The organism is Actinomadura luzonensis (genome assembly GCF_022664455.2).
Taxonomy (GTDB): Bacteria; Actinomycetota; Actinomycetes; order Streptosporangiales; family Streptosporangiaceae; genus Nonomuraea; species Nonomuraea luzonensis.
In genome coordinates this window covers 5,289,163-5,314,189 of sequence record NZ_JAKRKC020000001.1, presented here as the reverse complement: position 1 = coordinate 5,314,189, position 25,027 = coordinate 5,289,163, and the positions used below count along the sequence as shown (strand labels likewise).

General features: G+C 75.4%; 29 protein-coding genes. 16 read left to right on the top strand and 13 right to left on the bottom strand.

The genetic code is table 11. The features are described 5' to 3' along the window. Window positions 1–140 precede the first annotated feature (140 nt). On the top strand, window positions 141–1,415 hold the full coding sequence (locus MF672_RS25275; protein WP_242380501.1) for a phytase: 1,275 nt from the start codon (window positions 141–143) through the stop codon (window positions 1,413–1,415). A gap of 289 nt (window positions 1,416–1,704) precedes the next feature. Here MF672_RS25275 and MF672_RS25270 read toward each other — a convergent pair whose 3' ends face one another. Continuing rightward, entirely contained in the window at window positions 1,705–2,451 is a 747-nt protein-coding gene (locus MF672_RS25270; RefSeq protein WP_242380502.1) for an SAM-dependent methyltransferase, read from the bottom strand. 373 nt (window positions 2,452–2,824) lie between these two features. Between MF672_RS25270 and MF672_RS25265 the strand changes: the two genes are divergently transcribed. Then, window positions 2,825–4,066, top strand: a complete 1,242-nt coding sequence (locus MF672_RS25265; RefSeq protein WP_242380505.1) for an RNA polymerase sigma factor — start codon at window positions 2,825–2,827, stop codon at window positions 4,064–4,066. Between the two features lie 50 nt (window positions 4,067–4,116). Here the strand turns inward: MF672_RS25265 and MF672_RS25260 are convergent, their stop codons facing one another. Further along, window positions 4,117–4,614: a DinB family protein gene (locus MF672_RS25260; protein ID WP_242380507.1), complete on the bottom strand. Its 498-nt coding sequence runs from the start codon at window positions 4,612–4,614 to the stop codon at window positions 4,117–4,119. Between the two features lie 191 nt (window positions 4,615–4,805). Between MF672_RS25260 and MF672_RS25255 the strand changes: the two genes are divergently transcribed. The 4 genes from MF672_RS25255 (at window position 4,806) to MF672_RS25240 (ending at window position 8,400) form a co-directional block, all read left to right on the top strand. Next, window positions 4,806–5,147 (top strand): DUF5713 family protein, encoded by a 342-nt coding sequence (locus tag MF672_RS25255; RefSeq protein ID WP_242380509.1) that lies wholly within the window; start codon window positions 4,806–4,808, stop codon window positions 5,145–5,147. Window positions 5,148–5,341: 194 nt separating this feature from the next. Continuing rightward, a complete protein-coding gene (locus MF672_RS25250; protein ID WP_242380510.1) occupies window positions 5,342–6,298 on the top strand; it encodes a D-alanine--D-alanine ligase family protein in 957 nt (318 codons plus the stop codon). Then, the gene (locus tag MF672_RS25245) at window positions 6,295–7,680 is read left to right on the top strand and encodes a UDP-N-acetylmuramoyl-tripeptide--D-alanyl-D-alanine ligase (protein WP_407654740.1); all 1,386 of its coding nucleotides are present in this window, start codon (window positions 6,295–6,297) and stop codon (window positions 7,678–7,680) included. The genes MF672_RS25250 and MF672_RS25245 overlap by 4 nt, the downstream gene beginning before the upstream one ends. Window positions 7,681–7,695: 15 nt before the next feature. Beyond that, the gene (locus tag MF672_RS25240; protein ID WP_242380512.1) at window positions 7,696–8,400 is read left to right on the top strand and encodes an aspartate/glutamate racemase family protein; all 705 of its coding nucleotides are present in this window, start codon (window positions 7,696–7,698) and stop codon (window positions 8,398–8,400) included. A 3-nt stretch (window positions 8,401–8,403) separates the two neighbouring features. On the opposite strand, the gene MF672_RS25235 is transcribed toward MF672_RS25240, so the two are convergent. Beyond that, complete coding sequence (locus tag MF672_RS25235) at window positions 8,404–9,360, bottom strand: D-alanyl-D-alanine carboxypeptidase family protein (protein WP_242380514.1); 957 nt, start codon at window positions 9,358–9,360, stop codon at window positions 8,404–8,406. A 39-nt stretch (window positions 9,361–9,399) separates the two neighbouring features. Continuing rightward, a complete protein-coding gene (gene vanY-N, locus MF672_RS25230) occupies window positions 9,400–9,969 on the bottom strand; it encodes a D,D-peptidase/D,D-carboxypeptidase VanY-N (RefSeq protein ID WP_242380515.1) in 570 nt (189 codons plus the stop codon). A gap of 187 nt (window positions 9,970–10,156) precedes the next feature. Here vanY-N and MF672_RS25225 point away from each other — a divergent pair, with 187 nt between their 5' ends. Both MF672_RS25225 and MF672_RS25220 read left to right on the top strand, forming a co-directional pair. Continuing rightward, the gene (locus tag MF672_RS25225; protein WP_242380517.1) at window positions 10,157–10,333 is read left to right on the top strand and encodes a hypothetical protein; all 177 of its coding nucleotides are present in this window, start codon (window positions 10,157–10,159) and stop codon (window positions 10,331–10,333) included. Next, window positions 10,330–10,818 carry a hypothetical protein gene (locus MF672_RS25220; RefSeq protein WP_242380519.1) on the top strand — a complete coding sequence of 163 codons (489 nt, stop codon included), beginning with the start codon at window positions 10,330–10,332 and terminating at the stop codon, window positions 10,816–10,818. Before MF672_RS25225 ends, MF672_RS25220 begins: the two co-directional genes overlap by 4 nt. A gap of 10 nt (window positions 10,819–10,828) precedes the next feature. Here the strand turns inward: MF672_RS25220 and MF672_RS25215 are convergent, their stop codons facing one another. Then, entirely contained in the window at window positions 10,829–11,422 is a 594-nt protein-coding gene (locus MF672_RS25215) for a TetR/AcrR family transcriptional regulator (RefSeq protein WP_242380521.1), read from the bottom strand. Between the two features lie 108 nt (window positions 11,423–11,530). Between MF672_RS25215 and abc-f the strand changes: the two genes are divergently transcribed. From abc-f to MF672_RS25190, 5 genes are all read left to right on the top strand, one after another. Further along, entirely contained in the window at window positions 11,531–13,228 is a 1,698-nt protein-coding gene (gene abc-f / locus MF672_RS25210) for a ribosomal protection-like ABC-F family protein (RefSeq protein ID WP_242380543.1), read from the top strand. 86 nt (window positions 13,229–13,314) lie between these two features. Continuing rightward, entirely contained in the window at window positions 13,315–14,556 is a 1,242-nt protein-coding gene (locus MF672_RS25205) for an amidohydrolase family protein (RefSeq protein ID WP_242380523.1), read from the top strand. Next, window positions 14,553–14,960, top strand: a complete 408-nt coding sequence (locus MF672_RS25200) for a nuclear transport factor 2 family protein (RefSeq protein WP_242380525.1) — start codon at window positions 14,553–14,555, stop codon at window positions 14,958–14,960. The genes MF672_RS25205 and MF672_RS25200 overlap by 4 nt, the downstream gene beginning before the upstream one ends. Beyond that, entirely contained in the window at window positions 14,957–15,274 is a 318-nt protein-coding gene (locus tag MF672_RS25195) for a TIGR04076 family protein (RefSeq protein WP_242380527.1), read from the top strand. Before MF672_RS25200 ends, MF672_RS25195 begins: the two co-directional genes overlap by 4 nt. Beyond that, window positions 15,271–16,284 carry an LLM class flavin-dependent oxidoreductase gene (locus MF672_RS25190; protein ID WP_242380529.1) on the top strand — a complete coding sequence of 338 codons (1,014 nt, stop codon included), beginning with the start codon at window positions 15,271–15,273 and terminating at the stop codon, window positions 16,282–16,284. Before MF672_RS25195 ends, MF672_RS25190 begins: the two co-directional genes overlap by 4 nt. An 18-nt stretch (window positions 16,285–16,302) precedes the next feature. On the opposite strand, the gene MF672_RS25185 is transcribed toward MF672_RS25190, so the two are convergent. Then, a complete protein-coding gene (locus MF672_RS25185) occupies window positions 16,303–16,731 on the bottom strand; it encodes an Lrp/AsnC family transcriptional regulator (protein ID WP_242380545.1) in 429 nt (142 codons plus the stop codon). A 166-nt stretch (window positions 16,732–16,897) separates the two neighbouring features. Here MF672_RS25185 and MF672_RS25180 point away from each other — a divergent pair, with 166 nt between their 5' ends. Then, window positions 16,898–17,710, top strand: a complete 813-nt coding sequence (locus MF672_RS25180) for a tryptophan 2,3-dioxygenase (protein WP_242380531.1) — start codon at window positions 16,898–16,900, stop codon at window positions 17,708–17,710. Window positions 17,711–17,770: 60 nt separating this feature from the next. Here the strand turns inward: MF672_RS25180 and MF672_RS25175 are convergent, their stop codons facing one another. From MF672_RS25175 to MF672_RS25165, 3 genes are all read right to left on the bottom strand, one after another. Beyond that, window positions 17,771–18,385, bottom strand: coding sequence for a helix-turn-helix domain-containing protein (locus MF672_RS25175; RefSeq protein WP_242380533.1), 615 nt, complete (start codon window positions 18,383–18,385; stop codon window positions 17,771–17,773). 94 nt (window positions 18,386–18,479) lie between these two features. Further along, a complete protein-coding gene (locus MF672_RS25170) occupies window positions 18,480–19,115 on the bottom strand; it encodes a transcriptional regulator (RefSeq protein WP_242380535.1) in 636 nt (211 codons plus the stop codon). Beyond that, entirely contained in the window at window positions 19,112–19,507 is a 396-nt protein-coding gene (locus tag MF672_RS25165) for a DNA-binding protein (RefSeq protein WP_242380536.1), read from the bottom strand. Before MF672_RS25165 ends, MF672_RS25170 begins: the two co-directional genes overlap by 4 nt. A 59-nt stretch (window positions 19,508–19,566) precedes the next feature. Here MF672_RS25165 and MF672_RS25160 point away from each other — a divergent pair, with 59 nt between their 5' ends. Further along, complete coding sequence (locus tag MF672_RS25160; RefSeq protein ID WP_247815427.1) at window positions 19,567–20,928, top strand: PEP/pyruvate-binding domain-containing protein; 1,362 nt, start codon at window positions 19,567–19,569, stop codon at window positions 20,926–20,928. A gap of 57 nt (window positions 20,929–20,985) precedes the next feature. Further along, window positions 20,986–21,585 carry a histidine phosphatase family protein gene (locus tag MF672_RS25155; RefSeq protein ID WP_242383302.1) on the top strand — a complete coding sequence of 200 codons (600 nt, stop codon included), beginning with the start codon at window positions 20,986–20,988 and terminating at the stop codon, window positions 21,583–21,585. A gap of 6 nt (window positions 21,586–21,591) precedes the next feature. On the opposite strand, the gene MF672_RS25150 is transcribed toward MF672_RS25155, so the two are convergent. From MF672_RS25150 to MF672_RS25135, 4 genes are all read right to left on the bottom strand, one after another. Further along, the gene (locus tag MF672_RS25150; protein WP_242383303.1) at window positions 21,592–21,984 is read right to left on the bottom strand and encodes an STAS domain-containing protein; all 393 of its coding nucleotides are present in this window, start codon (window positions 21,982–21,984) and stop codon (window positions 21,592–21,594) included. Beyond that, a complete protein-coding gene (locus MF672_RS25145; protein WP_242383304.1) occupies window positions 21,981–22,991 on the bottom strand; it encodes a zinc-dependent alcohol dehydrogenase in 1,011 nt (336 codons plus the stop codon). Before MF672_RS25145 ends, MF672_RS25150 begins: the two co-directional genes overlap by 4 nt. Window positions 22,992–23,108: 117 nt before the next feature. Further along, a complete protein-coding gene (locus tag MF672_RS25140) occupies window positions 23,109–23,861 on the bottom strand; it encodes a sigma 54 modulation/S30EA ribosomal C-terminal domain-containing protein (protein ID WP_242383305.1) in 753 nt (250 codons plus the stop codon). A gap of 126 nt (window positions 23,862–23,987) precedes the next feature. Continuing rightward, window positions 23,988–24,914, bottom strand: a complete 927-nt coding sequence (locus MF672_RS25135; protein ID WP_328517128.1) for a helix-turn-helix domain-containing protein — start codon at window positions 24,912–24,914, stop codon at window positions 23,988–23,990. Window positions 24,915–25,027 lie beyond the last annotated feature (113 nt).

Below are 25,027 nucleotides of genomic sequence, written 5' to 3'. Positions count from 1 at the left end.
GGCGACACCGGCCGGGCGGCCCGTCGGCATGCCCAGGGCCGCTTTGTAAGTCCTTATGTCCTGACATAAGAATCACCTGTTGATATTTCATTTCATGGAAGTTACGGTCGCACCATCACTCCCCAGAACGAGGAGGCGCAATGCGTCCCCTGCCCAGGCTCTCCCTGGCAGCCTTGCTGGTCACCCTCGCGGCGGGCACGGCGGTCCCCGCGTCCGGCTCCACCGTCGCGACGGTGTACCCCGACGTCGAGACGCCCGCCCTGTACGACGACGAAGCGGGTGGCAACTCCAACGGCGACGACCCGGCGATCTGGGTGCACCCGTCCGACTCCGACGACAGCGTGGTGGTCACCACGGCCAAGGAGGGCGGGCTGAACGTCTACGACCTCGGCGGGCACCAGCTCCAGCACATCGCGGCGCCCACCGCACCCGGGCCCGACGACGAGCCCGGGCGGTTCAACAACGTCGACGTCACCTACGGCTTCGGCGGGCGCGACCTCGCCATCGTCTCCGACCGCGGCCGGGACACCCTGCGGATCTACGCCATCTCGGACGGCCACCTCACGGACGTCACCGACCCGGCCGCGCCGTTCGTCTTCAACACCACCCAGGAACAGGTCAACGACGGCGAGACGGCGTACGGCCTGGGCGCCTGGAAGGACTCCACCGGCACCTACGCGCTGGTCAGCCGCCGGCACAAGACCTCGATCGGCCTGGTCAAGCTGCTGGCCAAGCCCGGCGGCAAGGTCGGCTACCAGCTCGTCAGGACGCTGAGCCTGCCCGCGTCGTTCACCCTCCCCAACGGCCGGACCTGGGCCCCGTGCCTGGAGCCCGACGAGCAGGCACAGGTCGAGGGCATGGTCGTGGACCAGAACCGGGACGTCCTCTACGCCGCGCAGGAGGACGTCGGCATCTGGCGCATGCGGGCCGACCTCACCGGCCCGCCGGTGCTGGTGGACAAGGTCAAGGAGTACGGCGTCCCCGGCACCTACGACCCCGCGACCGAGGAGTGCACGCCCGGCGCCGACCCGGGCTTCGGCGGCCAGCACCTGAGCGCGGACGCCGAGGGTCTCACGATCTACTACCGCGAGGACGGCAAGGGCTACCTGCTGGCCTCCAGCCAGGGCGACAACACCTTCGCCGTCTACCGCAGGGAGGGCGCCAACTCCTACCTCGGCCAGTTCCGGGTCGGCGCGGGCAACGGCCTCGACGGCGTCGAGGTCAGCGACGGCTCCACCGTGCTCAACGTGCCGCTGGGCGACTTCGACGAGGGCGTCTTCATCGCCCACGACGGCGTCAACACCCCGGCCGAAGGCGACCGGGAGATCACCGACTTCAAGTACACCGAGTGGGACGACATCGCCGACGCGCTCGACCTGGACGTCGACACCGACGGCTGGGACCCGCGCGACTGACCCTGCCGGAAGCGCCTTGAGGGGCGCCTTGAGGAGCGCCTTGAGGGGCGCCGCCCGTCCGGGCGGCGCCCCTTCGGCGTATCGGCCGTCCCCGTCATCGGAGGCGGGCTCAGCGGCCGCGGGATGGTCTGCTCGGCGGCCTTGGCGGCGCGGCCCTCGGCGGGGTCGGCGGGCCGGATCTGGACGGCGGTGTCGGTCCGGTCGGTGGCGCTGAGCCGGAGGCGCTGACGCCGGGCCGTAGCCACCCTGACACCGCCGCTGGCGCCCCGCCGGACCGCACCGCACGCGGCTACCGCCGCATGAGCGCGAAGACTCCCCAGCCGAGGTACTCGCGCGTGTAGCGCGCGTACCGGGCGGGCTCGTCGGTGAGCTCCCTGCGCACCTCGGGGGCCAGCTCGTCGCCGGGGTTGCGGTCGAGCCAGCGGCGCAGGTTGAGCCACTGGGCCGCGGCGTAGCGGTCCCAGCTGTCCTGGTCGGCCAGCATCATCTCCACGACGTCGTACCCGAGGTCGCCGAACCGCCCGATCAGGCCGGGCAGGGACAGGAAGTCGGCGACGCCGGAGGCGTGGCAGGCCTTGGCGGTCTCCTCGTCCGGCGGGGTCCGCCGCCAGTAGGGCTCGCCGATCAGCATCAGGCCGCCGGGGCGGAGGCTGCGGCTGAGCAGCTCGGCCGTGCCGGCGACGCCGCCGCCGATCCAGGTGGCGCCGACGCACGCGGCCAGGTCGACCGGCTGGTCCGCGACGTGGCCGGAGGCGTCGCCGTGGACGAACTCGACCCGTTCGGCGACGCCGAGCTCGGCCGCGCGAGCCCGGGCCCGTTCGGTGAAGACCGTGCTGATGTCCACGCCGGTGCCCGTGCAGCCCAGGTCGCGCGCCCACGTGCACAACATCTCGCCCGAGCCGCTGGCCAGGTCGAGCACGCGCGTCCCGGGGGCGAGGCGGAGCGCTTCGCCCAGGGCGGCGAACTTGGCCGCGGTGATGGGGTTGTGGATGCGGTGGCTGCTCTCGCGGATGGTGAAGATGCGGGGAAGGTCCATGACCGGATTCCTTTTCGTCATGCCAAGAAGGTCGGGGGACTGCTCGAAGGCGCGCGGCAGCCGCCTCGCCGGACGGCGGGCGTGCCGGGACCAAGTCCCGCGGGGCATGGGGCAGGCGGCGGTCAGGCAGCCGAGGCCGGCGAGGCGGGGATGGTCCGGGCACCGCGCGCGGCGGTGTTCGCCAGGACGGCCATCAACTCACCTCTCTCGTCTCCGTCAGCGCACCGATCGTCGCTGACGCGGTCAATCTACCATCAGCCGTGGCGGCGTTCGCGCTCGCGCGGAGGTGGCACCCTGGTCCGGTGGCCGCCGGCGCGCGACCCGGCCGAGGCGCGCGCCCGCTGACACACCGACCACGACCCGAGAGGATCCAGTGAACGCGACCGACGTCCGCGAGGCGGTCACCCGGGCCCACCGCGACGAGTGGGCGCGCATCGTCGCCGGCCTGACCAGGCGCTTCGGCGACCTCGACATCGCCGAGGAGGCGGCGGCCGAGGCGTTCGCGACCGCCGTGGAGCGGTGGCCGGCCGACGGCGTGCCGCCCAACCCCGGCGCCTGGCTGACCACCACCGCCAACCGCAAGGCCATCGACCGCATCCGCCGCGAGAGCAGACGCGACGACAAGCACAGGGAGGCTCAGGTGGTGTACGACGCCGGCCCGCCCGAGCCCGCCGGCGCCATCGACGACGACCGGCTCCGGCTCATCTTCACCTGCTGCCACCCGGCGCTGGCGACGGACGCGCGCGTGGCGCTGACGCTGCGCCTGGTCGGCGGCCTGACCGTGCCCGAGATCGCCCGCGCCTTCCTGGTGGCCGAGAGCGCCCTGGGACAGCGGATCACCCGCGCGAAGGCCAAGATCAAGGCGGCCCGGGTGCCGTACCGGGTGCCGGCCGCCGAGGACCTGCCGGCGCGGGTCTCCGGCGTGCTCGCCGTCCTGTTCCTCGTCTTCAACGAGGGCTACCTGGCGACCGGCCCCGGCACCGACCCGGTCCGGCAGGACCTGACCGCCGAGGCGATCCGGCTCACCCGCCTGATCCGCGCCCTCCTGCCGGACGACGGCGAGGTGGCCGGGCTGCTGGCGCTGATGCTGCTCATCGAGGCCCGCCGCCCGGCCCGGCTCTCGGCCGGCGGCGAGCTCGTCCCCCTGGCCGAGCAGGACCGCGGCGCCTGGGACGCGGAGCTGGTCGCCGAGGGGCACCGGCTGGTGCGCGAGCGCCTGGCCGCTGCCGCCGCCGGGACGGCTCCCGGCCGCTACCAGATCCTCGCCGCGATCAACGCGGTGCACACCTCCGCCCGCGACATCCGCGACACCGACTGGTCGCAGGTGGTCGCCCTCTACGACCAGCTCGTCCGCCTCGACCCGTCGCCGGTCGTCGCGCTCAACCGGGCGATCGCGGTCGCCGAGCTCGACGGGCCCGAGGTGGCGCTGGCCGTCGTCGACCGCCTCGCCGGGCCGCTGGACGGCTACCACGCCTACCACGCCGCCCGCGCCGACCTGCTGCGCCGGCTGGGCCGCGGCGGGGAGTCGCGCGCGGCCTACGACCGGGCGATCGAGCTGGCCGGCAACACCGCCGAGACCGCGTACCTGGCCCGCCGCCGCGACGAGCTGCGGTGACGCCACGGGGAAGGACATCCGCTCACTCCTCGATCGGGGGCGCGGCCGGGTCAGCGTCCGGTGGCGCCGTCGATCAGCTCGCGGAGGATGTCCGCGTGGCCCGCGTGCCGGCCGGTCTCCTCGATCAGGTGGGTGAGGGCCCAGCGGACGGTGGGCGCGCTCCCGGGCCCCGGCCGGGGGACGGGCGCGTCGAGATCGGCGCACCGGTCGAGCACCTCGTTCGCGAGGGCGACCGCCTCGCGGTAGCGGGCGAGGACGTCGGCCACGCTGTCGGCCGGCGCGGCGTGGAACGTCGCCTGCCAGTCGGTGACCTCGTCCCCGAGGAACGTCGCGCGTTCCACGGCCGCCAGGTGCCCGACCAGGCCGAGCAGGTTCGTGCCGGACGGCACCGCGGCCGTCCTGACCTGCGGTTCCGGCGCGCCGTCGAGCTTCGCGGCGATGGAGTTCCTGAGGTAGTCGAGGAAGCCGCGCAGGGTCTCGGCCTCGCTGCCTCCGGTCCTGGGCGGCGGGGCGTCGCGGCGGCGGCCGCGGGGCTGGGTGCTGGGCACAAGGGTCTCCGTTCCTCGCCGGGGCGGCGCGGGTCGGGCGGTTCGGCGGACGAGCAGCACAGTCTCGCCCGGGACGCCGCTCCCGGCACGCAAATTTGCCGTTCCGGCAAGGTGGCCCCGCGGGCGGAAACTGTCGGTGGCGGCGGGCAGGATCGGCGGCACACCGACCGTCAGCGAGAACAGGAGATCCCATGCCGCCTTCCGACCCGCGCGTCGCCGGGCACGACTTCCTCAAGAGCATGGCCGCCGACCCCTACTACCCCGGTCACGTCGTCGCCAAGGGCCGCGACATCCTGCTGCGGCTGTGCGCGCGCATCGAGGCCGAGCGGCCCGCCGGCCTCGATGCGCTCTACACGCTGACGCACGCCGCCACGGAGGAGTTCAACGACCTGGAGGCCGAGTTCGAGGCGGCGGGCAGCGAGATCGAGACGGTGGCGCGGGAGGCGATCGCCGAGGAGTTCTGGTTCGTGGCCACGGCGTACGGGTTCGCCGGCGCCGACGTGGAGGAGCTGATCGCGCCCCGCGAGTGGTGACGCCCCGCCGCCTCCGGGTGCGGAAGGCGGAGGCGAGCGCGGGCGACGCGCTCCGGCGGTCGCGGCGGGATCGTGACACGGCCATGACACGGCGATGACGGTGCGCGGACACGGTCGGCCGACAGTGGATGCGGTTGACCTGCGCCTGCTTGCCGGCAGGCGCGCTCCGTGCCGCCGAGGAAGGCTGATCGATCGTGACTGGACGCTTGCGCGTGGCCGTGCTGGCGGGCGGGCCGTCCGCCGAGCATGAGGTGTCGCTGCAGTCGGCGCAGGCGGTGCTGGACGCGCTGCCTCGAGACCGGTACGAGCCCTTCGCCGTCATCATCGACCGGCAGGGCCGGTGGCCGGTGGAGCTGCGGCGCGGCGTGGCGGACGTGGTGTTCCCCGTGCTGCACGGGCCGTTCGGCGAGGACGGCGTCGTCCAGGGCCACCTGGAGACCCTGGGCCTGCCGTACGTGGGCTGCGGCGTGCTGGCCTCGGCCGTCGCGATGGACAAGGTCGCGATGCGGCGCGCGTTCCTGGCGGAGGGCATCCCCGTCACCCCGCACGTGTGGTTCACCGAGCACGAGTGGCGCGGCGGCGCCGACCACTGGGGCCTGGTGAAGTCGCTCGACTGGCCGATGTACGTCAAACCGGCCAACATGGGCTCCTCCATCGGCATCTCCCGGGTCACCTCCATCGACGAGCTGCGCGCCGGTGTGGAGCTGGCGCTGGCCCACGACCGGGTGGTGGTGGTCGAGCAGGGGGTGTCCGGGCGGGAGCTGATCTGCGGCGTGCTCGGCGGCTACGACACGCCGGAGACGTCGGTGCCGGGCGAGCTCATCGTGTCCGGCGCGTGGCTCGACTACGAGGCCAAATACCTCAGCCAGGCCGAGATCGCCACCATCCCGGCCGAGCTGCCGGACCGGGTGGCCGAGGACGTGCGCGAGCTGTCCCTGCGCGCCTTCCAGGCGATCGGCGGCTACGGCCTGTCCCGCGTGGACTTCTTCCACGAGGAGGACACGGGCCGCCTGTACGTGGGGGAGATCAACACCATGCCCGGCTTCACCGCCCGTTCCGTGTACGCGCGGGCCTGGGCCGCGAGCGGCGTCCCGTACCCGGAGCTGCTGCGCCGCCTCATCGACCTCGCGCTCGCCAGGAGCGGCTCGTGATCCCCATGACCCTGGACGAGATCGCCCGGGTCGTCGGCGCCCGCCTGCACGACGTGCCCGACCCGGGGGCGCGGGTGACGGCGCCGGCGGCGGTCGACTCCCGCGAGGTGGCGCCCGGCGGCCTGTTCGCCGCGACGGCCGGCGCCCGCGTGGACGGTCACGACTACGCGGCGGCCGCCGTCGCGGGCGGCGCGGTGGCGGTGCTGGCCGAGCGGCCCGTCGGCGTGCCCGCCCTGGTGGCCGGGGACGTGCAGACCGCGCTCGGCCTGCTGGCCCGGCACCTGCTCGGCCGCATCGACCCGACCGTGATCGCCCTGACCGGCTCGGTCGGCAAGACCACGACCAAGGACCTGCTGGCCCAGGTGCTCGAACGGCACGGCCCGACGGTCGCGACGGACCGGTCGTTCAACAACGAGCTGGGGCTGCCGCTGACCGTGCTGCGCGCCGACGCCGCCACCCGGTACCTGGTGCTGGAGATGGGCGCGGGCCGCAAGGGCGACCTGACGTACCTGACCGGGATCGCGCCGCCCCAGGTCGGGCTGGTGCTCAACGTCGGCACCGCGCACGTGGAACGCATGGGAGGCGGGCTCGCCGACGTGGCCGAGGCCAAGGGCGAGCTGGTCGCGGCGCTGCCGCCGGACGGGCTCGCCCTGCTCAACGCCGACGACCCGTACGTCGCCGCCATGGCCGGCCGCACCAGGGCCGAGGTCCTCTGGTACGGGGGGACGGCGCCGGTGCGCGCCGAGAACGTGCGGCTGGACGGGGCGGCGCGGGCCGCGTTCGAGCTGGTGACGCCCACCGGGCGGGCCCCCGTCGCGCTCGGCCTGCTCGGCGCGCACCAGGTGGGCAACGCCGTCGCCGCGGCCGCCGTCGCCACCGCGCTCGGCCTGGACGCCGCCGAGATCGCCGAAGCGCTGACCGCCGCGCGGCGGCGCTCCGCCGGCCGCCTGGAGCTCGTCGAACGACCCGACGGCGTCACCGTCGTCAACGACGCCTACAACGCCAACCCCGAGTCCATGCGGGCCGGGCTGCGGGCGGCCAGGGCCCTGGCCGGCGACCGCCGCGCCGTCGCCGTGCTCGGCGCGATGGGGCAGCAGGCGGACGCCTCGCGCGCCCGGCACGCCGAGATCGGCCGGCTCGTCGCCGACCTCGGCTACGGCGTGCTGATCACGGTCGGCGCGGGCGACCCGCTCGCGATGGCCGACGCGGCACGGGCTGCCGGCCGGGGCGTGGCCGTCCACACCGCCGGGGACGCGGCCGAGGCCGTCACCCTCGCCACCGCGCTGCTCCGGCCGGGAGACGTGGTGCTCGTCAAGGCCTCCAGCGAGGTCGGGCTCGCCGCCTGCGCCCGTGCGCTCGCCGGCGCCGGCCGCACCAGCTAGCGAAACGGAGACGCAGTGCGCACCATCGGCCTCATCGGCGGGTTGAGCTGGGAATCGACGGTGATCTACTACCAGATCATCAACCAGCGGGTCCGCGAGCGGCTGGGCGGCAGCCATTCCGCCGACAGCCTCATCTGGTCGGTCGACTACACGACCGTCGAGGACCTCATCTTCGCCGACCGCTGGGACGAGGTCAGCGCCCTGCTGACCGGAGCCGGCCGGAAGCTGGAGCAGTCCGGCGCCGAGGTCCTGCTCGTCTGCAGCAACACCTTCAGCCGGGTCAGCGACGACGTGGCGCGGGCCGCGAGCGTCCCCGTGCTGCACATCGCCGACGCCGTGGGCGCGGAGGTCCGCGCCAGGGGGATGCGCAGGGTCGGGCTGCTCGGCACCCGGTTCACCATGGAGCAGCCCTTCTACCGGGAGCGGCTGGCCGCGCACGGCTTCGACGTGGTCGTCCCGGGGCGGGCGCAGCGGGAGCTGGTCCATCGGGTGATCTTCGAGGAGCTGGTGCGCGGGGTGCTGACGGAGTCGTCCAGGGACGCCTACGCCCGGATCGTCGCCGGCCTGGCCGACGACGGCGCCGAGGGCGTCATCCTCGGCTGCACCGAGATCGAGCTGCTGATCGGCGAGAAGGACACGCCCGTCCCGGTGCTGCCGAGCGCCCGCCTGCACGCGGAGGCCGCGGTCGGCTTCGCCCTGGGGCCGGCGCCCGCGGCCTGACCGTCAGCGTGGCCGCTGCACCGCCGCGATCAGTCTCCTGCTCGCGGCGAACGCGGCCGCCTTCCGCTCTCCCAGCGTGTCGCCGGGCTCGCCCTGGCGCAGCACCACGCCGAGGACCAGCCGGTCGCGGTCCCCCGAGGGGCGGCGGACGGCCCACAGCAGCGCCCCGCCCGCCGCCGTGCTCGTGCCGGTCTTGAGCCCGACCACCCCGGGCAGGCCGAGCAGCTTGTTGGTGTTGACGATCGCGCCCGGCACCCCCGGCACCGTGGTCCTGGCGGTGGCGACGACGTCCCGCAGCACCGGGTTCCGCATGGCCTGCTCGGCCAGCTCGAGCTGGTCCGCGGCCGTGCTGACCGTGGTGTCCTCGTACCCGCTCGCCCCGGTGTAGGTGGTCTTCCGCATGCCCAGCCGGGCGGCGGTCGCGTTCATCCTGGCGGCGAACGCCTGCTCGGAGCCGGCGTCCCAGCGGGCCAGTAGCCGGGCGGCGTTGTTGCCCGACGGGATCAGCATCAGCTCCAGGAGCTGCCGCTCGGTGAAGCGCTGGCCTTCGGCGACCGGCACCGTGGACTCGTCCGGGTTGCCCGCCTCGGTGGCCGCCTGCCGGTCGACCTCGATGGACGGCCCCTCGGCGGTCCCGGTGAGCGGGTGGTCGGTCAGGACGACCAGGGCGGTCATCACCTTGGTGAGGCTGGCGATCGGCACGGGCCGCTGCTCGCCGTGCGTCCTGAGGCTGCCCGGCTGCCCGGCGACCCGGACCGCCGCCTGCCCGGAGGCCGGCCAGGGCAGGTCCGGCGGCCGGGCCGGGGACGAGACGGGCAGGGTGACGCGCGGCGGCCTGCTGTCCGGCGACGCCGGCGGCCGGGGCCGCTCCCCGCCGTGGATGAGCCAGCCGGCGGCGAGCACGGCGGACACGCCGGCGCCGAGCACCACCGCGGCGGCGGGTGAAGGACGGGACGACAAGGTTCTGCACCTTTCGTGGAGAAGAAGGGGGCCGCGCGGTCAGCGCGGCGGGGCGTCGCCGAGCCGGGCCCACGCCGGGCTGGGCTGCCGCCGTGGTGGCCTGCCGCCGCACTCGGGGCGGTGCTCGAAGTGCCACCACTCGTTGTCGTACATGCGGTAGAGGTCGTAGCGGGCGCCGTGCTCCTCCAGCCAGCGCGCGCCCTCGTGCGGGCGCACGTCCAGCGCGATGCCCCTGACGTGCGGGGACTCCGCCGGCGGCAGCACGAGCTCGCGCGCCAGGAGCGGGGAGCCGCAGCGGCGCACCTCCTCGTCGAACATGCGCTGCTGCACGTGCGGGGCGCGATAGCCGGAGGTGAGGCCGATGAGCCGGCCGTGCCGCCACAGCGCCTCGGTGCGCGCGGCGGTGAACGCGGCCCGGGCGCCGTCGGTGAGCCCGGTCAGGTCCTCGGCGGGGAACCGCAGCCGCAACGCCCAGCCGCAGGCCAGCTCACGGGCCCGGCCGGGACGGCGGGCGAACGCCACGGGCAGCAGGAGCACGGCCAGCACCAGCGTGACCGCGGCGTACAGCCGGTCGCGGGGCCGGGGCGGGATCATGCGTGGCTCGTTCATGACTCACCACGATTGGTCCCGAATGTGCGCGCGCCGTGCGCCGCGTGTCACCGTTGTTCGACGGCGTCCACCGGCGGCGGGGACGGTGATCCACTCATGACGCGCTCATGACACGCCGGGGACGCTGAGGCGACGCGGGCGGCAGCAGACCGGCGACCGGCTCGCCGGCGTCCTACGATGAGGTGGCATGTGGCCACACGTGAACGGGCTCCGCGTCCTCGACCTCGGCGCCCCCGGCGAGCTGCGGCAGCGGCCGACGGGCCGGGTGCCGGCCGGGCACGAGGCGGCGGCCGCCGGCCTCCTGCCGCCCGGCCACGAGGCGGAGGGCGAGAGTTTCCGCGTCGTCGCCCAGGAGGGGCCGTGACCGGCGACCCGGCCGCGATCCCGCCACGGACGGCCACCGACGCCTATCTCGCCAGGATGGGCGGGTCGCGCCGGATCGACCTCGCCTTCGACGTGGACCTCGGCGAGCTGGTGGAGGGCCACCGCGTCGTCGCCCGCGGCCTGGAGCTGAGCGACGGCGGCGGCGTGCTGCACTACGAGCTCGTCCCCGGCCTCCGGCCGGGCGAGACGGCGGCCAAGGGGTCGTTCTTCTGGTACTGGATGCTGTCCGTGGAGGACGACCTCGGCACTCCCTACCTGGACGACAACACCGGCGCCTTCGACCCGGAGGAGGGGAAGGCGGCCGCGCACGGCGTGCGCGACCTGGGCGGCGCGGTGCCCGGCGAGGCGCGCCTGCTGCGGATCGGCCTCCGGCCGGCCGAGGGGTGGACGCCGCCGCGCCCGTGGTGCCGGCTCCTGGAGGTCGCGCTGCCGGACGGCCCCGTCACGCCGCACCCGTCCGGGTGAGGACGCGGCCCTACGGCCGCATCGCCTTGAGGAAGGCGTCCACGAGGGCGTCGGCGTAGGCGGGGGTGAGCGGGCCCGAGCGCAGCAGCCACCGCTGGTAGAGGGGGGCGTACAGCAGCTCGAGCGCCAGGTCGAGGTCGGCGTCCGCGGCGAGCTGCCCGGCCCGCTGGGCGCTGCGCAGCCGGGCCTTCTTGGCCTCGTCGACCGGCCCGGCCAGCTGCTCGCGGTACTGCGCGGCCAGCGCGGGGTCGTGGATGATCTCGCTGTTGAGCGCGCGGACCGGCCCCTCGAACGCCGGGTCGGCGAACTCGGCCACCGTCGCCCGCATCACCGTCCTGAGGTCGGCCTCCAGGTCGCCGGTGTCGGGCAGCGCCAGGTCCTGCTCGGGCCCGTCCTCGCTCAGCGTCAGGAACGCGTCGAAGATGACCGCCCCCTTGGACGGCCACCAGCGGTAGATCGTCTGCTTGCCGACGCCCGCGCGGGCCGCGATGGCCTCGATCGTCAGCTTGGCGTACCCCAGCTCGCTGATCAGCTCGCGGGCCGCGGTGAGGATGGCCTGCCGGGACCGCTCGCTGCGGCGGCTCGGGTCGGGCTGCTTGACCATGCCGGGGATCGTACCACGGGACTAGACGAGACGTTTCGTATTGACATAGTGGCGTGACGAGACGTATCGTCTCGCAAGACCGCTGCACGAAAAGGGAGGTGGGGCGCTCTGCGCACCCCCGCACAACTGACGCTCACCGAGATCACCAAGAGTTACGGCACCCGCGTCGTCCTGGACCGGGTGTCGCTCACCGTCCGGCCCGGCGAGCGGCTGGGCGTGGTCGGCGACAACGGCTCCGGCAAGTCCACGCTGCTCAAGCTCATGGCGGGCGTCGAACGCCCGGACAACGGCGAGCTGGTGGCCGTCGCGCCCGGCGGCGTGGGCCACCTGCCGCAGGCGCTCGCGCTGCCGCCGCACGCCACGGTCGCCGACGCCGCCGACCTGGCGCTGGCGGACCTGCGCGAGCTGGAGGCCCGCATCCGGTCGGCGGAGCGGGCGATCGCCGCCGGGGACGGCACCCGCGCCGGCCTGGACGCCTACGCGGACCTGCTGGCGGAGTTCGAGACGCGCGGCGGCTACGAGGCCGGCACCGCCCTCGACGTCGCGCTGCACGGGCTCGGGCTGCCCGCGCTGGACCGCGGCCGCCCCCTCGGCACGCTGTCCGGCGGCGAGCGCGCCCGGCTGGCCCTGGCCGCCACGCTGGCCTCCGCGCCCGAGCTGCTGCTGCTCGACGAGCCCACCAACGACCTCGACGACGCCGCCACGGCCTGGCTCGAACAGCGCCTGCGGGCCCACCGGGGCACGGTCGTGGCGGTCACGCACGACCGGGCGTTCCTGGAGCGGGTGACCACCGCCGTCGTGGAGGTGGCCGATGGCCGGGTACGGCGCTACGGCGACGGCTACGCCGGCTACCTGACCGCCAAGGCCGCCGAACGCGCCGCCCAGGCGCGGGCCCACGAGGAGTGGAAGGCGGAGCTGGACCGGCACGCCCGGCTGGTGACGGCCAACGCGGGACGGCTCGCGGTGATACCGCGCAAGGTGGACAAGGCGGGCATGGGCACCGGTGCCTGGCGCGGACGGTCGCGCGCCCACGGGGCGGCCGGCCGTGTCCGGCAGTCCCGGCAGCGGCTGCGGTGGCTCACCGGGCACCCCGCGCCGCCCCCGCCGGAACCGCTCCGCTTCACCGCCGCCTTCACCACCACCGTCGCCTCTGACCCTGGAACCGGCCGCACCGGGGCGAGCGCCGCGGCCGGCGCCGTGGTGGCCGCGCTCGACGGCGTGGAGGTGGCCGGCCGGCTCCGCCTGGACCGCCTGACCCTCCGCGCCGGTGACCGGCTGCTCGTCACCGGCCCGAACGGCGCGGGCAAGACCACGCTGCTGCGCGTGCTCGCCGGCGAGCTGCGGCCGGACGCGGGCGAGGTGCGGCGCGCCGGCCGGGCCGGGTTCTTCCGTCAGGACGAGCCCGCCCGCCCGGGGCGCCTGACGGTGCTGCGGGCCTACGCCGACGGGCGTCCCGGCAGCCTGGACGAACACGCGGACGCCCTGCTCGGCCTGGGCCTGTTCCGGCCGTCCGAGCTGGGGCTGCCCGTCGCGGAGCTGTCCTACGGCCAGCGGCGCAGGATCGACCTGGCCAGGCTGGTGAGCGATCCCGTGGACCTGCTGCTGCTCGACGAGCCGAGCAACCACCTCGCCCCCCTCCTGGTGGAGCAGCTGGAGCAGGCGCTGGCCCGCTACGAGGGGGCGCTGGTCGTGGTCACGCACGACCGGCGGCTGCGGGCCGCGTTCGCCGGCGCCCGCCTCGGCCTGGCCGGCGGCGCGGCCGTCTCCGGCAGCCCCGACGTGTTTTCTCAGGGTGAAATCAGCTGAACAGCCTTGTCCTGGCCGCCGGATTGCCGATAGAACTAGCAGGACTTTCGCCGGTGAACAGCGGTGAACGACCAGGGAGGAGCGCCATGAACACGGTCGTGATCACCGGCTGCACCGTGGCCGACGGCCGGGCGGCCGAGGGGGCGAGCCCCGTCACGGACGCCGCGATCCTCGTCCAGGACGACCGCATCGCGGACGTCGGCCCCCGGCGCGACGTCCTCGGCCGGTCGTCCCCGGACGCCACCCGCATCGACCTCGGCGGCGCCTACGTCACCCCCGGCCTGGTCAACATGCACACCCACCTGTCGCTGTCCCTGCCCGGCACCGCCGGCGACCAGGTCAAGGACCTCAACCCGTACGAGCTGGCCCTCTACATGGCCGACGGCGCCCGCCGCACCCTCCACTGCGGCGTCACCACCGTGCGGTGCGTGGCGGAGAAGGACCACGCCGACTTCGCGCTGCGCCGCGCCATCGACGCGGGCCGGGTGCCCGGGCCGCGCGTCTTCACCGCCGGCCGCGCGCTCGTCTGCACCGGCGGGCACGGCCACGAGGGCACCGACACGCTGGAGTGCGACGGCGTGGACGGCCTGCGGCGCGGCGCCCGCGCCCAGATCAAGGCCGGCGCCGACCTCATCAAGGTGATGATCTCCGGCGGGATCGCCGGGCGGCACGAGGCGATCGACACGCCGCAGCTCTTCGCCGACGAGATGGCCGCGGTCATCGACACCGCGCACGCCTGGGGACGCAAGGTCACCGCCCACGCCGGCCCCGCCGCCGTGATCGCGCAGGCGGTGGAGCTCGGCCTGGACTGCGTCGAGCACGGCTACCAGCTCACGCCCGAGGTGGCCGCGCTCATGGCCGCCCGCGGCACCGCGCTGGTGCCCACCCTGCTCGTCACCCGCTGCAAGGAGTTCTTCGACGAGCTGGGCGTGCCCGAGTGGATGCAGTGCCGCTCGCTCGGCGCCGGCCCCGCCCACCTGGAGAGCTTCGCCGCCGCCGTGGCCGCCGGGGTGGAGGTGCTGCTCGGCAGCGACATGCCGCCGTACTGGTCGTTCGAGGGCACCAACGCGACCGTGCGCGAGCTGGAGCACATGGCCGAGGTGATCGGCCCGGCCCGCGCCCTGTACGCCGCCACCCTCGGCCCCGCCCGCTGGCTGCGCGCCGACGCCGACCTCGGCACCGTCGAGCCGGGCCGCTACGCCGACCTGATCGCGATGGACGAGGACCCGCTGGCCTCGGCGTCGGCGTTCCGCGGCGTGCGCTGGGTGATGAAGGGCGGCCAGGTCGTGCGCGCGGAGGCGGCCGCCGGCGGAAGGAGGCACGCGTGACCCCGGCCCAGGACGCCGCCGCGGCCATCGCCGCCGCCATCGACGACATGTACGCCGCGTTCCTCGCCGGCGACCGCGCCCGCTTCGACACCCACCTGCACCCCGACGTGACCACCTGGGAGACCCACCTGCCCGGCCCGCTCCGCACCCGCGCCGAGCTGGACGCCTACCGCGACGCCCGCGACGCCGCCGGCCCGCGCCCCGCCCTCGCCGTGCTCGCCGCCCGCGACAAGCGCGTCGACGTGTGGGGCGAGGTGGGCGTGGCGCGCTACGTCCTGGTGGCCGAGCCGCACGGCGCGCCCGCCCAGCGGAGCAGGGTCACCGACGTGCTGCGGCTCACCCGCGGCCGCTGGCTGATCGCCCACCACCACGCCGAGCTGCTGCGCGAGGAGGACGCTGCATGACCCACGACATGGAGATCCACGACCTGCGGGTCACCGTGGACGCCATCGAGGGCCGCTCGGTCTGCGGCATGGCCGTCGGCGACTACTTCGAGGTGGACAACAGCGCCCACCTGCGCCTGCCCGAGGGCCGGCACTTCTGCGTCTGGGCGCTGGCCAGCGTGCTGCCGTTCCTCGCCGCCAAGCAGCGCGACCTCGGGCCGGGCGACTGGCTGGAGCGCGACACCCTGTTCTGCTGCCCCGATCCCGAGGAGCGGCTGACCATGCGGGTGGAGCGGATCCGCCGGCGCGCGATGAACTCGGCGGACCTCACGTGAGCCGCGGCTTCGAGATCGGCCTCGGCCTGCAGAGCGACAAACGCCCCGGCGCGTACGCCCGGCTCGCCCGGATCGCCGAGGAGCACGGCATCGACGTGGTGTCGGTCTTCGGCGACCTCATGTACCAGCCGCCGATCTTTCCCCTGCTGGAGATGGCCGCCGCCACCTCCCGGGTGCGCCTTGGGCCGGCCTGCCTCAACCCGTTCTCGATGGCGCCGTACGAGATCGCCGGCCAGCTCGCCGCGCTCGACCTGGCCTCCGGCGGGCGGGCGTACCTGGGGCTGGCCCGCGGCACCTGGCTCGGCGAGGTGGGGCTCGCGCAGCCGCGCCCGCTGACCGCGCTGGCCGAGTGCGCCGAGGTCGTGTACCGGCTGCTCGGCGGCTCCACGTCGGGCTTCACCGGCGAGGTGTTCAGCCTGGCGCCCGGCACCGCGCTGCGCTACCCCGTGCAGCGGGCCCGGCCGCCGCTGCTCATCGGCGCCTGGGGCGCGCGGGGCGCGGCGCTCGCCGGGCGCGTCGCCGACGAGATCAAGGTGGGCGGCAGCGCCAACCCGGCGATGGTCGAGGTGATCCGCGAACGGCTGCGCCCCGGGGCCGAGCAGGCGGGGCGGCCGGTGGACGACGTCGGCGTCGTGCTCGGCGCGGTCACCGTCGTGGACGCCGATGGCAGAGCCGCCCGCGCGAGGGCCCGGCGCGAGGTGGCCATGTACCTGGCCGTCGTGGCCGAGCTGGACCCCACCGCGCACGTGCCGGCCGGCCTGCTGGAACGCGTCAGGGCCGAGGTCGCGGCGGGACGCGACGACGCCGCGGGCGCGCTCATCCCCGACGACCTGCTGGACCTGTTCGCCTTCTCCGGCACGCCCGAGCAGGTGGCGGCGCAGGCGCGGCGGCTCATCGACGCGGGGGTGCGGCGGGTGGAGTTCGGCACCCCGCACGGGCTCAGCGACGACGGCGGGGTGCGCCTGCTCGCGACGGAGGTCGTGCCGATGCTGCGCCAGGCGGCGCGCTGACGCCGGGGCCCGCCGGGCTCACGGCAGCTCGGTGACCGGCCGCCACCCCACCGGGCTGGACAGCACCATCGTGCTGGACGGCCGCCCGTACTGGGCCAGCCGGTCGATCAGCCGCTCGAAGTCCGCCATCGACGCCAGCGCGACCACCAGCAGACAGCACGTGTCACCGGTGACGCGGTACACCTGCACGATCTCCGGCTGCTCCAGCGCCTCCTCGTGGCGCAGCACGCACCGCGCCCCGTAACAGGACATCCGGATCAGCGCGCGCACCGCCCGCCCGGCCCGGCCGAGGTCCACGTGCGCGTGGTAGCCGGCGATCACGCCGGTCTCCTCCAGCCGCCGCACCCGCTCGGCCACGGCCGGCGCGGACAGGTGCACCCGCCGCGACAGCTCGCTGTAGGAGAGCCGGGCGTCGGCCTGCAGCTCGCCCAGGATCGCCCAGTCCATCGCGTCCACGGCACCCTCCCGGCACCCTCTCGGCACTCTCGGCAGCGGCGAAGGCGGATCCCCGGATCGGCTTTGCGAACGCGAACCCGATCCGCCTCAGCGCCTTCGATGTGCTCTTCAACCCCAGTTTGTCATGAGTGAACATTGAGGTGAACGAGGAGGAGTGATGGGCAGCCCCGAACTGAGCTTCACGCACGCCACGCCCTACGACGACTACGTCGGCACCGCCACCCTGCGCGCGCTGCCCGGCCCGCGCACCGACGCGCCCGAGGAGCCCGCCTTCCTGGTGACCACGCAGGTCATGGAGCTGTACTTCGGCCTGGTGCGCACCGAGCTGCGCCTCGCCGTCCGGCTGCTCGGCGGGCCCCGCCTGCCGGAGGCGACCGCGGCGATCGCCCGCGCGGCGGCGTACCTGGACGTGGTGAACGCCGCCTGGCGGCCGCTGAACCGCCTGACGCCGCGCCGGTTCAACGCCTTCCGCGCCGGGCTCGGCGAGGGCTCCGGGTTCCAGTCGGCGTTGTACCGCGAGGTGGAGTTCCTGCTCGGCGACAAGTCGGCGTCCCTGGCGCAGGTGCACCGCGGCAACCCCGAGACGTACCGCGAGCTGCTGGCGGCGCTGCGCGCGCCCAGCCTGTACGACGCCGCCCTGTCCGTCCTGGACCGCCGCGGCTACGACGTCCCCGCCGCCGTCCTGACCCGCGCGCCGGAGACGCCGTACCGGCCCGACCCGCAGGTGGAGAAGGCGTGGGCCCGCGTGTACGCCGAGCTCGGCCCCGGCGACGAGCTGTGGGAGCTGGCCGAGGCGCTGACCGACGTCTCCGACGGCTTCACGCAGTGGCGGGTTCGGCACCTCGCGGCGGTGCGCCGCTCGATGGGCGCCAAGGCCGGCACCGGCGGGTCGAGCGGCGCGAGCTGGCTGGAACGCACGCTGCGCCGCGAGATCTTCCCGGAGCTGTGGTCGGCCAGGACGCTGGTGTGAGCCGAGCCGCTGGAACGGCCGGGCCGCCGAAGCGGCCGGGCCGCCGAAGCGGCCGGGCCGCTAGAACAGCCGGGGCGTGACCACCGACACCACCGTCGTCACCTGGTCGGTGTCGTTGTACATGCTGTGCGGCACGGTGGAGCGCAGGTGCACGCTGTCGCCGGGACGCAGCCGGTGCTCCACCCCGTCCACCTCGTACAGCAGCTCCCCGCTGAGCACGTACGCGAACTCCTCGCCGGCGTGCCCGTACGCCGGCTCGCGCCGCCCGCCCGGCGCGATGTGCACCAGCAGCGGCTCCAGCACCAGGTGCGGGCCCCGCGCGGACAACATCCGGTACGTCTGCGCGCCCGACACGTACTCGGTGGCCGCCGTCTCCGCCCGGGTCAGCGTGAAGTGCTCCGGCAGCCGCCCGGCGTCCCGGCCCGGCGGGCGTGCGGGGGAGCCGTCGAAGAACTCGGCGACGCCCCGCCCGAGCGCCGCCGCGACGCTGTTGAGCGCGACCAGCCCGATCGTGGAGATCCCCCGCTCCACCTGCGAGAGAAACCCGATCGACAGCCCGGACCCGGCGGCGAGGTCGCGGAGGGTCATCCCGCGCTCCTTGCGGAACTGGCGCATCCGCGCGCCGACGAGCTCCTGGCGGGGCTCGTCCGCGCGCCGGTCCTCCGACGACGCCACCGGGAACCTCCATGCATGTCGGCCGGCCTTGTTCAGCACCGATGAACATATTTCACGGGAGGTCCGCGGGCCAACTCCGGCGGGCGGCGCCCGGTCAGGGATGCGCGTGCCGGTCGATGCCGAGGGTGGCGATGAGGTCCTCGTGCAGCTCGAACCAGACGCGGTGGCAGGAGTCGACGTCGGTGCGGTCGACATAGGCGCCGTCGCCGGCCCGGGCGCGCGCGAGCGCCGCGTCGAACCGGGCGTCGTAGCCGCGGAGCCGGGTCAGGACGTCGCCGAGCCGGCCGGCCAGCGGCACGAGCGCGCGGGAGACCTCGGCCAGCTCGTCGAGGACGCGGGCGTCCCAGGCGGGGTCGCGGTGGTCGTTCGGCGCGAGCCGGTCGCCGGCGTCGGGGCGGAGCTGCCAGTCGGTGCAGGCCCGCAGCAGGAGGGCGTTCAGCGGCAGGAACGCCCGGTAGACCTCCTCCACCTCGCCGGCGCGGCCGGTGCCGGCCAGCTCGGCGGCGAGCAGGCGCTCGTTCTCGGCCCGGCCCGCCTCCGTCAGCGACCAGCCCGCGGTGCCGGCGAAGGCGGTGTAGGAGGTCCAGCCGTACGCCTCGGCGTCGCGCAGCAGTTCCTCGGTTCCGGCCGGGTCCAGCCCGTACCGCCGCGCGACCGCCGGGGTGTCGGCGAACCCGAGGACGCGCACCCCGTGCAGGGCCAGCAGGCCGGGCTCCGACGCGCGCGTCATGAGCCGCCCTCCTGCCGCGCGGTCAGGCGGTTGTAGTGCTGCTGGCAGGCCTGCGGGGAGTTGAAGCCCATCGCCTCCGCCATCTGCGCCCAGGTCAGGCCGGCGCCGCGGGCGACGAACAGCAGGGCGGACTCCAGCCCGTCGATCTCGGCGCGGGCGGCGGGCAGCAGGGCGAGGGCGCTCAGCACGTCGTCGGGGGCCAGGGCGGCGTTGCGCCAGACGGCGAACTGGACCAGGTCGAGCGCCGAGGGCGGGGCCGGCGAGGGACGCCAGGGACGGGGGTCGAGCGCGTCCGCGCCCAGGCGGAGCAGGCGCTGGGTCGCGGCGCGCTCGCGGGCGGCCTGGGCGTGGTCCTCGTGCCCGGCGCGGGTGAGGTCCTCCTTGCGTGACATGCCGCCGATGATCCATCATCAATGAAATGTTGTCAACGTTTCGTTGAAAGGCGGGATGGATGATCGTACCTCTCGGCGCGGCCGACGCCGGCACGTGCGGGGGCAAGGCCGGGGCGCTCGGCGCGCTGCTGCGCGCGGGGCTGCCGGTCCCCGGCGGCTTCGTGATCCCGTTCGCCGCCTACCGCGCCGCCGTCCACGGCCTCGGCCGGGCCGGCGGCGTGCCCGAGTCCCTGCGGCGGGCGATCGAGGAGCGCCCGGTGCCCGCCGCCCTGGCCGACGCGCTCGGCCACGCCCTCGCCGAGCTGGGCGACCCGCCCGTCGCGGTGCGGTCGTCCGCGGCGGGCGAGGACACCGGGCAGGCGTCGGCGGCCGGTCAGCACGACAGCTTCCTCGCCGTGCGCGGGGCCGCCGCCGTCGCCGGGGCCGTACGCGCCTGCTGGGCCTCGCTGTTCACGGCGCGCGCCGTCGACTACCGCGGCGGGGGCGACGCGCCCGCCCCCGGTGAGCCGGCCATGGCCGTGCTCGTGCAGCGCCACGTGGACGCCGAGGTGTCCGGGGTCATGTTCACGCCGGACCACGCGGACGGGGTGACCCGCGTCGAGGCGTCCTGGGGGCTCGGCCCCAGCGTCGTCGGCGGCACGGTCACCCCTGACGCCTACCTCGTCGCGGGGGACGGGTCCGTCACCCGCGCGGTCGCGGACAAGCGGACCCGGCTCGACCGGCGCGGCGGGCGGCTCGTCCGGTCCGCCGTGCCCGGCCGCGACCGCGGCCGGCCGGCGGTCGGCGACGACTCCGCCCGGCTGCTCGCCGAGCTGGGCGACCGGATCGCCGCCGTACGGGGCGGGCCGCAGGACGTGGAGTGGGCGATCGCCGGCGGCCGGATCTGGATCCTCCAGGCCCGCCCGATCACCGCCGCGCCCCCACCCCTCACGCATCCCACCCCCACCGGCAATCCCGCCGCCACCGGCGGTCCCGCGCCCGCCGGTCAGGCCGCGCCCGCCGGTCAGGCCGCGCCCGCCGGTCAGGCCGCGCCCGCCGGTCAGGCCGCGCCCGCCGGTCAGGCCGCGCCCGCCGGTCAGGCCGCGCCCGCGCCGGGAACAGCGTCCGTGCTGGTCGGGACGCCCGGCAGTCACGGAGTGGCGACCGGCACCGCGAGGATCGTCCGGGGCCCCCGCGACTTCCCGGGCGCGCGCCCCGGCGACATCATCGTCTGCCCCTTCACCGACCCCGCCTGGACGCCGCTGCTGCGCGTCGCGGCCGGCGTCGTCACCGAGACCGGCGGCGTGCTCTCCCACGCCGCGATCGTCGCCCGCGAGCACGGCATCCCCGCCGTCCTCGGCGTCCCGGACGCGACGAGCCTGCTCCGCGACGGCACCACCATCACCCTCGACGGCACCACCGGCACCGTCACGGCCGCCTGACCAGGCATCCCGACACAGGAAGGAGCAGGGAAGCGGCCCGCCCGCGTCCCGCCGACCATGAGCACCCGGCACCTCTACCTGGCCCGCCACGGCGCGGCCGACGCGTTCGGCGACCTCACCGGGACCGGCCGCCGCCAGTCGCGCCTGCTCGGCGAACGGCTCGCCGCCCTGCCGATCGACGCCGTCTGGCACTCCCCGCTGCCGCGCGCCGCGGCCGCCGCCCGCGAACTGGCCCGCCACCTGGGCGGCCCGCCCGTCGCCGCCGCCCCCGAACTCGTGGACCACGTGCCCTACGTCCCCAGGGCCGCCGAGACGCCCCCGTCGTGGGCCGGCTTCTTCGACGGCTACGACGACGCCGAGGCGGCCGCCGGCCGGGAGCTGGCCGACGCCCTGGTCGCCCGCTTCGCGAGCGGCCCCGGCACCGCCGCCGACACGCACGAGGTGCTGATCACGCACGCCTACCCGATCGCGTGGCTGGTGCGGCACGCCCTGGACGCGCCGCCGTCCCGATGGCTCGGCCTGAACAGCGCCAACGCCGCGCTCACCGTCATCCACTACCGCGCCGGCCTGCCGCCGACGCTGGTGATGTTCAACGACATGAGCCACCTCCCGGCCGAGCTGCGCTGGACCGGGTTCCCCGCCGGCGTGCGGCCCTGAGCGGCGTCAGCCGCGGCCGGGGCCCGCCGCCCCGCCGGCCGTCGGGCCGTCGCTGAGCTGCAGCATCGCCTCGGTCATGGTGGTGAACACCGGCAGCAGGCCGGTCAGCTCCGGCCGCGCCAGGGCGGGCCGCACCTGCTCCCGTACGCCCGCCACGGCCATGAGCCCGCCCTGGAGGCGGAAGGCGTGCGCCAGGCTGAGCAGCGTCTCGACCTCGAAGGCGTCGAGGGTGCCGAGCCGGCTCACCTCCAGGACGAGCCGCGGCCCGTCCCCGGCCAGGAGCTCCATCTCCCGTTCGATGCCGGCCGCGGTCGCCCGGTCGAGGCGGCCCTCCAGGACGATCGCCGCCCAGTGCCGCCGGTAGTCCGGGACCCGTCTGTGCGCCCCCACGGTGGTCACAGCTCGAAGACCAGGCGGGCGGGCACGGTGCCGGCCAGGACGTCGTCGAAGGACTGGTTGATCTCCTCCAGCTTGCGCGTCTGGTAGATCACCTTCGTCCGCCCGGCGGCGTGCAGCCGGAACACCTCGGCCAGGTCGGCGCGGGTGCCGACGATGGAGCCGATGACGCTGATGCCGCCGAGCACGGTCTCGAAGATCGGCAGCCGCATCGTGTTGTCCTTGGGCAGCGAGACCAGCACCAGCCGGCCGCCGCGGCGCAGCGAGGCGTGCGCCTGCTCCAGCACGCGCGGGCTGGCGGCCAGCACCACGGCCACGTCCGCGCCGCCCAGGGCCCTGATCGCGGCGACCGGATCGGCCAGCGCCGCGTTGACCGTGTGCGCCGCGCCCAGCTCCCTGGCCAGCCGCAGCTTGTCCTCGGTGACGTCGACGGCGACGGTCTCGGCGCCGAAGATCTGCGCGTACTGCTGGGCCAGGTGGCCGAGCCCGCCGATGCCGAAGATCGCCGCCCGCTCGGCCGGCCGCAGCCCGGAGACCTTGACCGCCTTGTACGTGGTCACCCCGGCGCAGGTCAGCGGCGCGGCCTCGGCCGGGGCGACCCCGTCGGGCACCGGCACCACGTAGGCGGCGTGCGCGACGGCGTACTCGGCGTGGCCGCCGTCGATCGCGTACCCGCTGTTGAGCTGCGACTCGCACAGGGTCTCCCGGCCGCTGACGCAGTACGCGCAGGTGCCGCAGGCGTAGCCGAGCCAGGGGATGGCCACCCGCTCGCCGACGACCCGGCCGGTCACGGCGGACCCGGTCTCCTCGACGACGCCGACGCCCTCGTGGCCGGGGACGAACGGCAGCGCGGGCTTGACCGGCCACTCGCCGCGCGCGGCGTGGATGTCGGTGTGGCACAGCCCGCTGGCCTCGACGCGGACCAGGACCTGGCCGGGGCCCGGCTCGGGGACGGGCACCTCCCGCAGCTCGACGGGCTGGTCGAAGGCGGTGACGACGGCAGCGCGCATGATTGTTCTCTCCTCACGTCGCTCCCAGCCTCGCCGCGCCGACAGGGCCGCGCTCAGGGCCGAAAGGCCCGAACCGGAAGGTCTTGCGTCCCGGCCCCGCCCGCGGCCCGCGCGCCGTCAGGCTCCGGGAACGGTGCTGACCAGGCCGTGGTCGCCGTCGGCCCGCCGGTGGACGACGCAGCCGGCCCCCGTCGCCGCGTCGGCGAAGAACACGAACGGCAGGCCGGTCAGCTCCAGCCGTTCGACGGCCTCGGACACGGTGAGCCGGCACGCGGGCGACGCGCTGACCGAGATCGCCGCGCAGATCGGCGTCGGCAGGCCGGGCCCGGGGACGAGCTGGGCGAGCCGGTAGCCGCCGCCTGCGCGGTACACGATGCTGTCCCGGCCCGTCACGTCCTCGGTGAACAGCAGGAAGTCGAGGCCGCGCTGCTCCATGTCGACGACCGCCTCGTCGGGGACGGTGCGGTCCGCCGCGAGCCGCCGCACGATCCGGGGCTGCTCGCCGGCGTGGCGGGGCCCGGGCCGGCGGTGGTGGCGCCTGCGCCGGTTCTCCCAGTCGCGGGCGCTCTCCAGCAGCCGGCTCCGCAGCCGGTCGCGGAGCACGTGGATGGCCGCCCGGGTGGAGGCGGCACTGGCCTGCGCCCTGACGAGCCGTCCCTGGACGTCCAGCACCGCCTCGGCCGTCCGGCGCCGGGCCGCGAGGCCGGGCGCGGTGGCGAGCGTGACCTTCGCGGCGATCACCGGTTCGTGCGCCAGCCCGGCCAGTTCGGCCATGGTCACCCTGGCCCGCCGGACGTCGGCGGGGCGGATCCCGCCACGGATCTTGACCTGCACGTCGGCGGGATCGAGAGCGGTGGGCATGTGCCTCATGCGTGAGCACCTTCTTCGCATCCGTTGCTGATGCCTCCACCCTCTGACCAGCACGGACCCCGCTGCCAGGGACTTTCGCCCTTATCAGGGAGGACGTTGGGGCTAGTGGGACCGCTGTGACCGGGGTCAGGGACGGGTCTCGTGGAAGGCCCGGCGGTACTCGGTTGGCGTCACGCCGACCGTGCGGGTGAAGTGGTGGCGCAGGTTGCCCGCCGAGCCCAGCCCGCACTCCTCGCCCACCCGGTCCACCGGCAGGTCGGTGGACTCCAGGAGCTGCCGGGCCCGCGACAGCCGCTGGGCGTGCAGCCAGCGCAGGGGAGTGGTGCCGGTGGCGTCGTGGAAGCGCCGGGCCAGGGTGCGGGGGCTCAGCCCGGCCTGCCTGGCCAGGTCGGCGACGGTGAGCGGGTCGCGCAGGCGCTCGGCCGCCCACTGCAGCAGCGGGGCGAGGCCGTCGCCGTCGGTGCGGGGCATCGGGGCGTCGATGTACTGGGCCTGGCCGCCCGGCCGGTGCGCCTGGACGACGAGGCGGCGGGCCACCTGGTTGGCGACGTCCGCGCCGAGGTCCTGGCGGATGACGTGCAGGCACAGGTCGAGCCCGGCGCTGCGGCCCGCGCTGGTCAGGATGTCGCCGTCGTCCACGTACAGGACGGACGGGTCCACCAGGACCCGGGGGTGGCGGGCGCGCAGCAGGCCGGTGCGCATCCAGTGGGTGGTGGCGGGCCGGCCGTCGAGCAGGCCCGCCGCGGCCAGCGCGAACGCCCCCGTGCACAGCGAGACCAGGCGCGCGCCGCGCGCGTGCGCGGCCCTGAGCGCGTCCAGCAGGTCAGGGTGGGGCCGGGCGTCGCCGTCCACGTGGTCGGCGGGCAGCGCGGGCACGACCACCGTGTCCGCGCTCGCCAGCGCGTCCAGCCCGTACGGCGGCGTCAGCGTGAACCCGTGACGGGTGCGGACCGGTCCTGCGGCCGCCAGGCGCAGCTCGTACCAGGGGTCGGCGAGGTCGGTCCGGGCCAGCCCGAACGTCTCGCAGACGATGGACAGCTCGAAGATCGGCATGCCGTCGAGCACGGCCACCGCGACCACTCCAGGCGTCTTCACACGCTCCAGCCTAGCGGCAGGATTTTGACGGAGGTAGGCAGTCCTGCCACTCGTGAACCGGATCGGCCTTC

What these genes read in the sequence shown, in the direction of transcription:
- MF672_RS25275 (WP_242380501.1), top strand. Translation starts at nt 141, where the DNA reads ATGCGTCCCCTGCCCAGGCTCTCCCTGGCAGCCTTGCTGGTCACCCTC.
- MF672_RS25270 (WP_242380502.1), bottom strand. Translation starts at nt 2,451, where the DNA reads ATGGACCTTCCCCGCATCTTCACCATCCGCGAGAGCAGCCACCGCATC.
- MF672_RS25255 (WP_242380509.1), top strand. Translation starts at nt 4,806, where the DNA reads ATGCCGCCTTCCGACCCGCGCGTCGCCGGGCACGACTTCCTCAAGAGC.
- vanY-N (WP_242380515.1), bottom strand. Translation starts at nt 9,969, where the DNA reads ATGAACGAGCCACGCATGATCCCGCCCCGGCCCCGCGACCGGCTGTAC.
- MF672_RS25225 (WP_242380517.1), top strand. Translation starts at nt 10,157, where the DNA reads ATGTGGCCACACGTGAACGGGCTCCGCGTCCTCGACCTCGGCGCCCCC.
- MF672_RS25215 (WP_242380521.1), bottom strand. Translation starts at nt 11,422, where the DNA reads ATGGTCAAGCAGCCCGACCCGAGCCGCCGCAGCGAGCGGTCCCGGCAG.
- MF672_RS25205 (WP_242380523.1), top strand. Translation starts at nt 13,315, where the DNA reads ATGAACACGGTCGTGATCACCGGCTGCACCGTGGCCGACGGCCGGGCG.
- MF672_RS25195 (WP_242380527.1), top strand. Translation starts at nt 14,957, where the DNA reads ATGACCCACGACATGGAGATCCACGACCTGCGGGTCACCGTGGACGCC.
- MF672_RS25185 (WP_242380545.1), bottom strand. Translation starts at nt 16,731, where the DNA reads ATGGACTGGGCGATCCTGGGCGAGCTGCAGGCCGACGCCCGGCTCTCC.
- MF672_RS25180 (WP_242380531.1), top strand. Translation starts at nt 16,898, where the DNA reads ATGGGCAGCCCCGAACTGAGCTTCACGCACGCCACGCCCTACGACGAC.
- MF672_RS25170 (WP_242380535.1), bottom strand. Translation starts at nt 19,115, where the DNA reads ATGACGCGCGCGTCGGAGCCCGGCCTGCTGGCCCTGCACGGGGTGCGC.
- MF672_RS25165 (WP_242380536.1), bottom strand. Translation starts at nt 19,507, where the DNA reads ATGTCACGCAAGGAGGACCTCACCCGCGCCGGGCACGAGGACCACGCC.
- MF672_RS25160 (WP_247815427.1), top strand. Translation starts at nt 19,567, where the DNA reads ATGATCGTACCTCTCGGCGCGGCCGACGCCGGCACGTGCGGGGGCAAG.
- MF672_RS25155 (WP_242383302.1), top strand. Translation starts at nt 20,986, where the DNA reads ATGAGCACCCGGCACCTCTACCTGGCCCGCCACGGCGCGGCCGACGCG.
- MF672_RS25145 (WP_242383304.1), bottom strand. Translation starts at nt 22,991, where the DNA reads ATGCGCGCTGCCGTCGTCACCGCCTTCGACCAGCCCGTCGAGCTGCGG.
- MF672_RS25140 (WP_242383305.1), bottom strand. Translation starts at nt 23,861, where the DNA reads ATGAGGCACATGCCCACCGCTCTCGATCCCGCCGACGTGCAGGTCAAG.
- MF672_RS25135 (WP_328517128.1), bottom strand. Translation starts at nt 24,914, where the DNA reads ATGCCGATCTTCGAGCTGTCCATCGTCTGCGAGACGTTCGGGCTGGCC.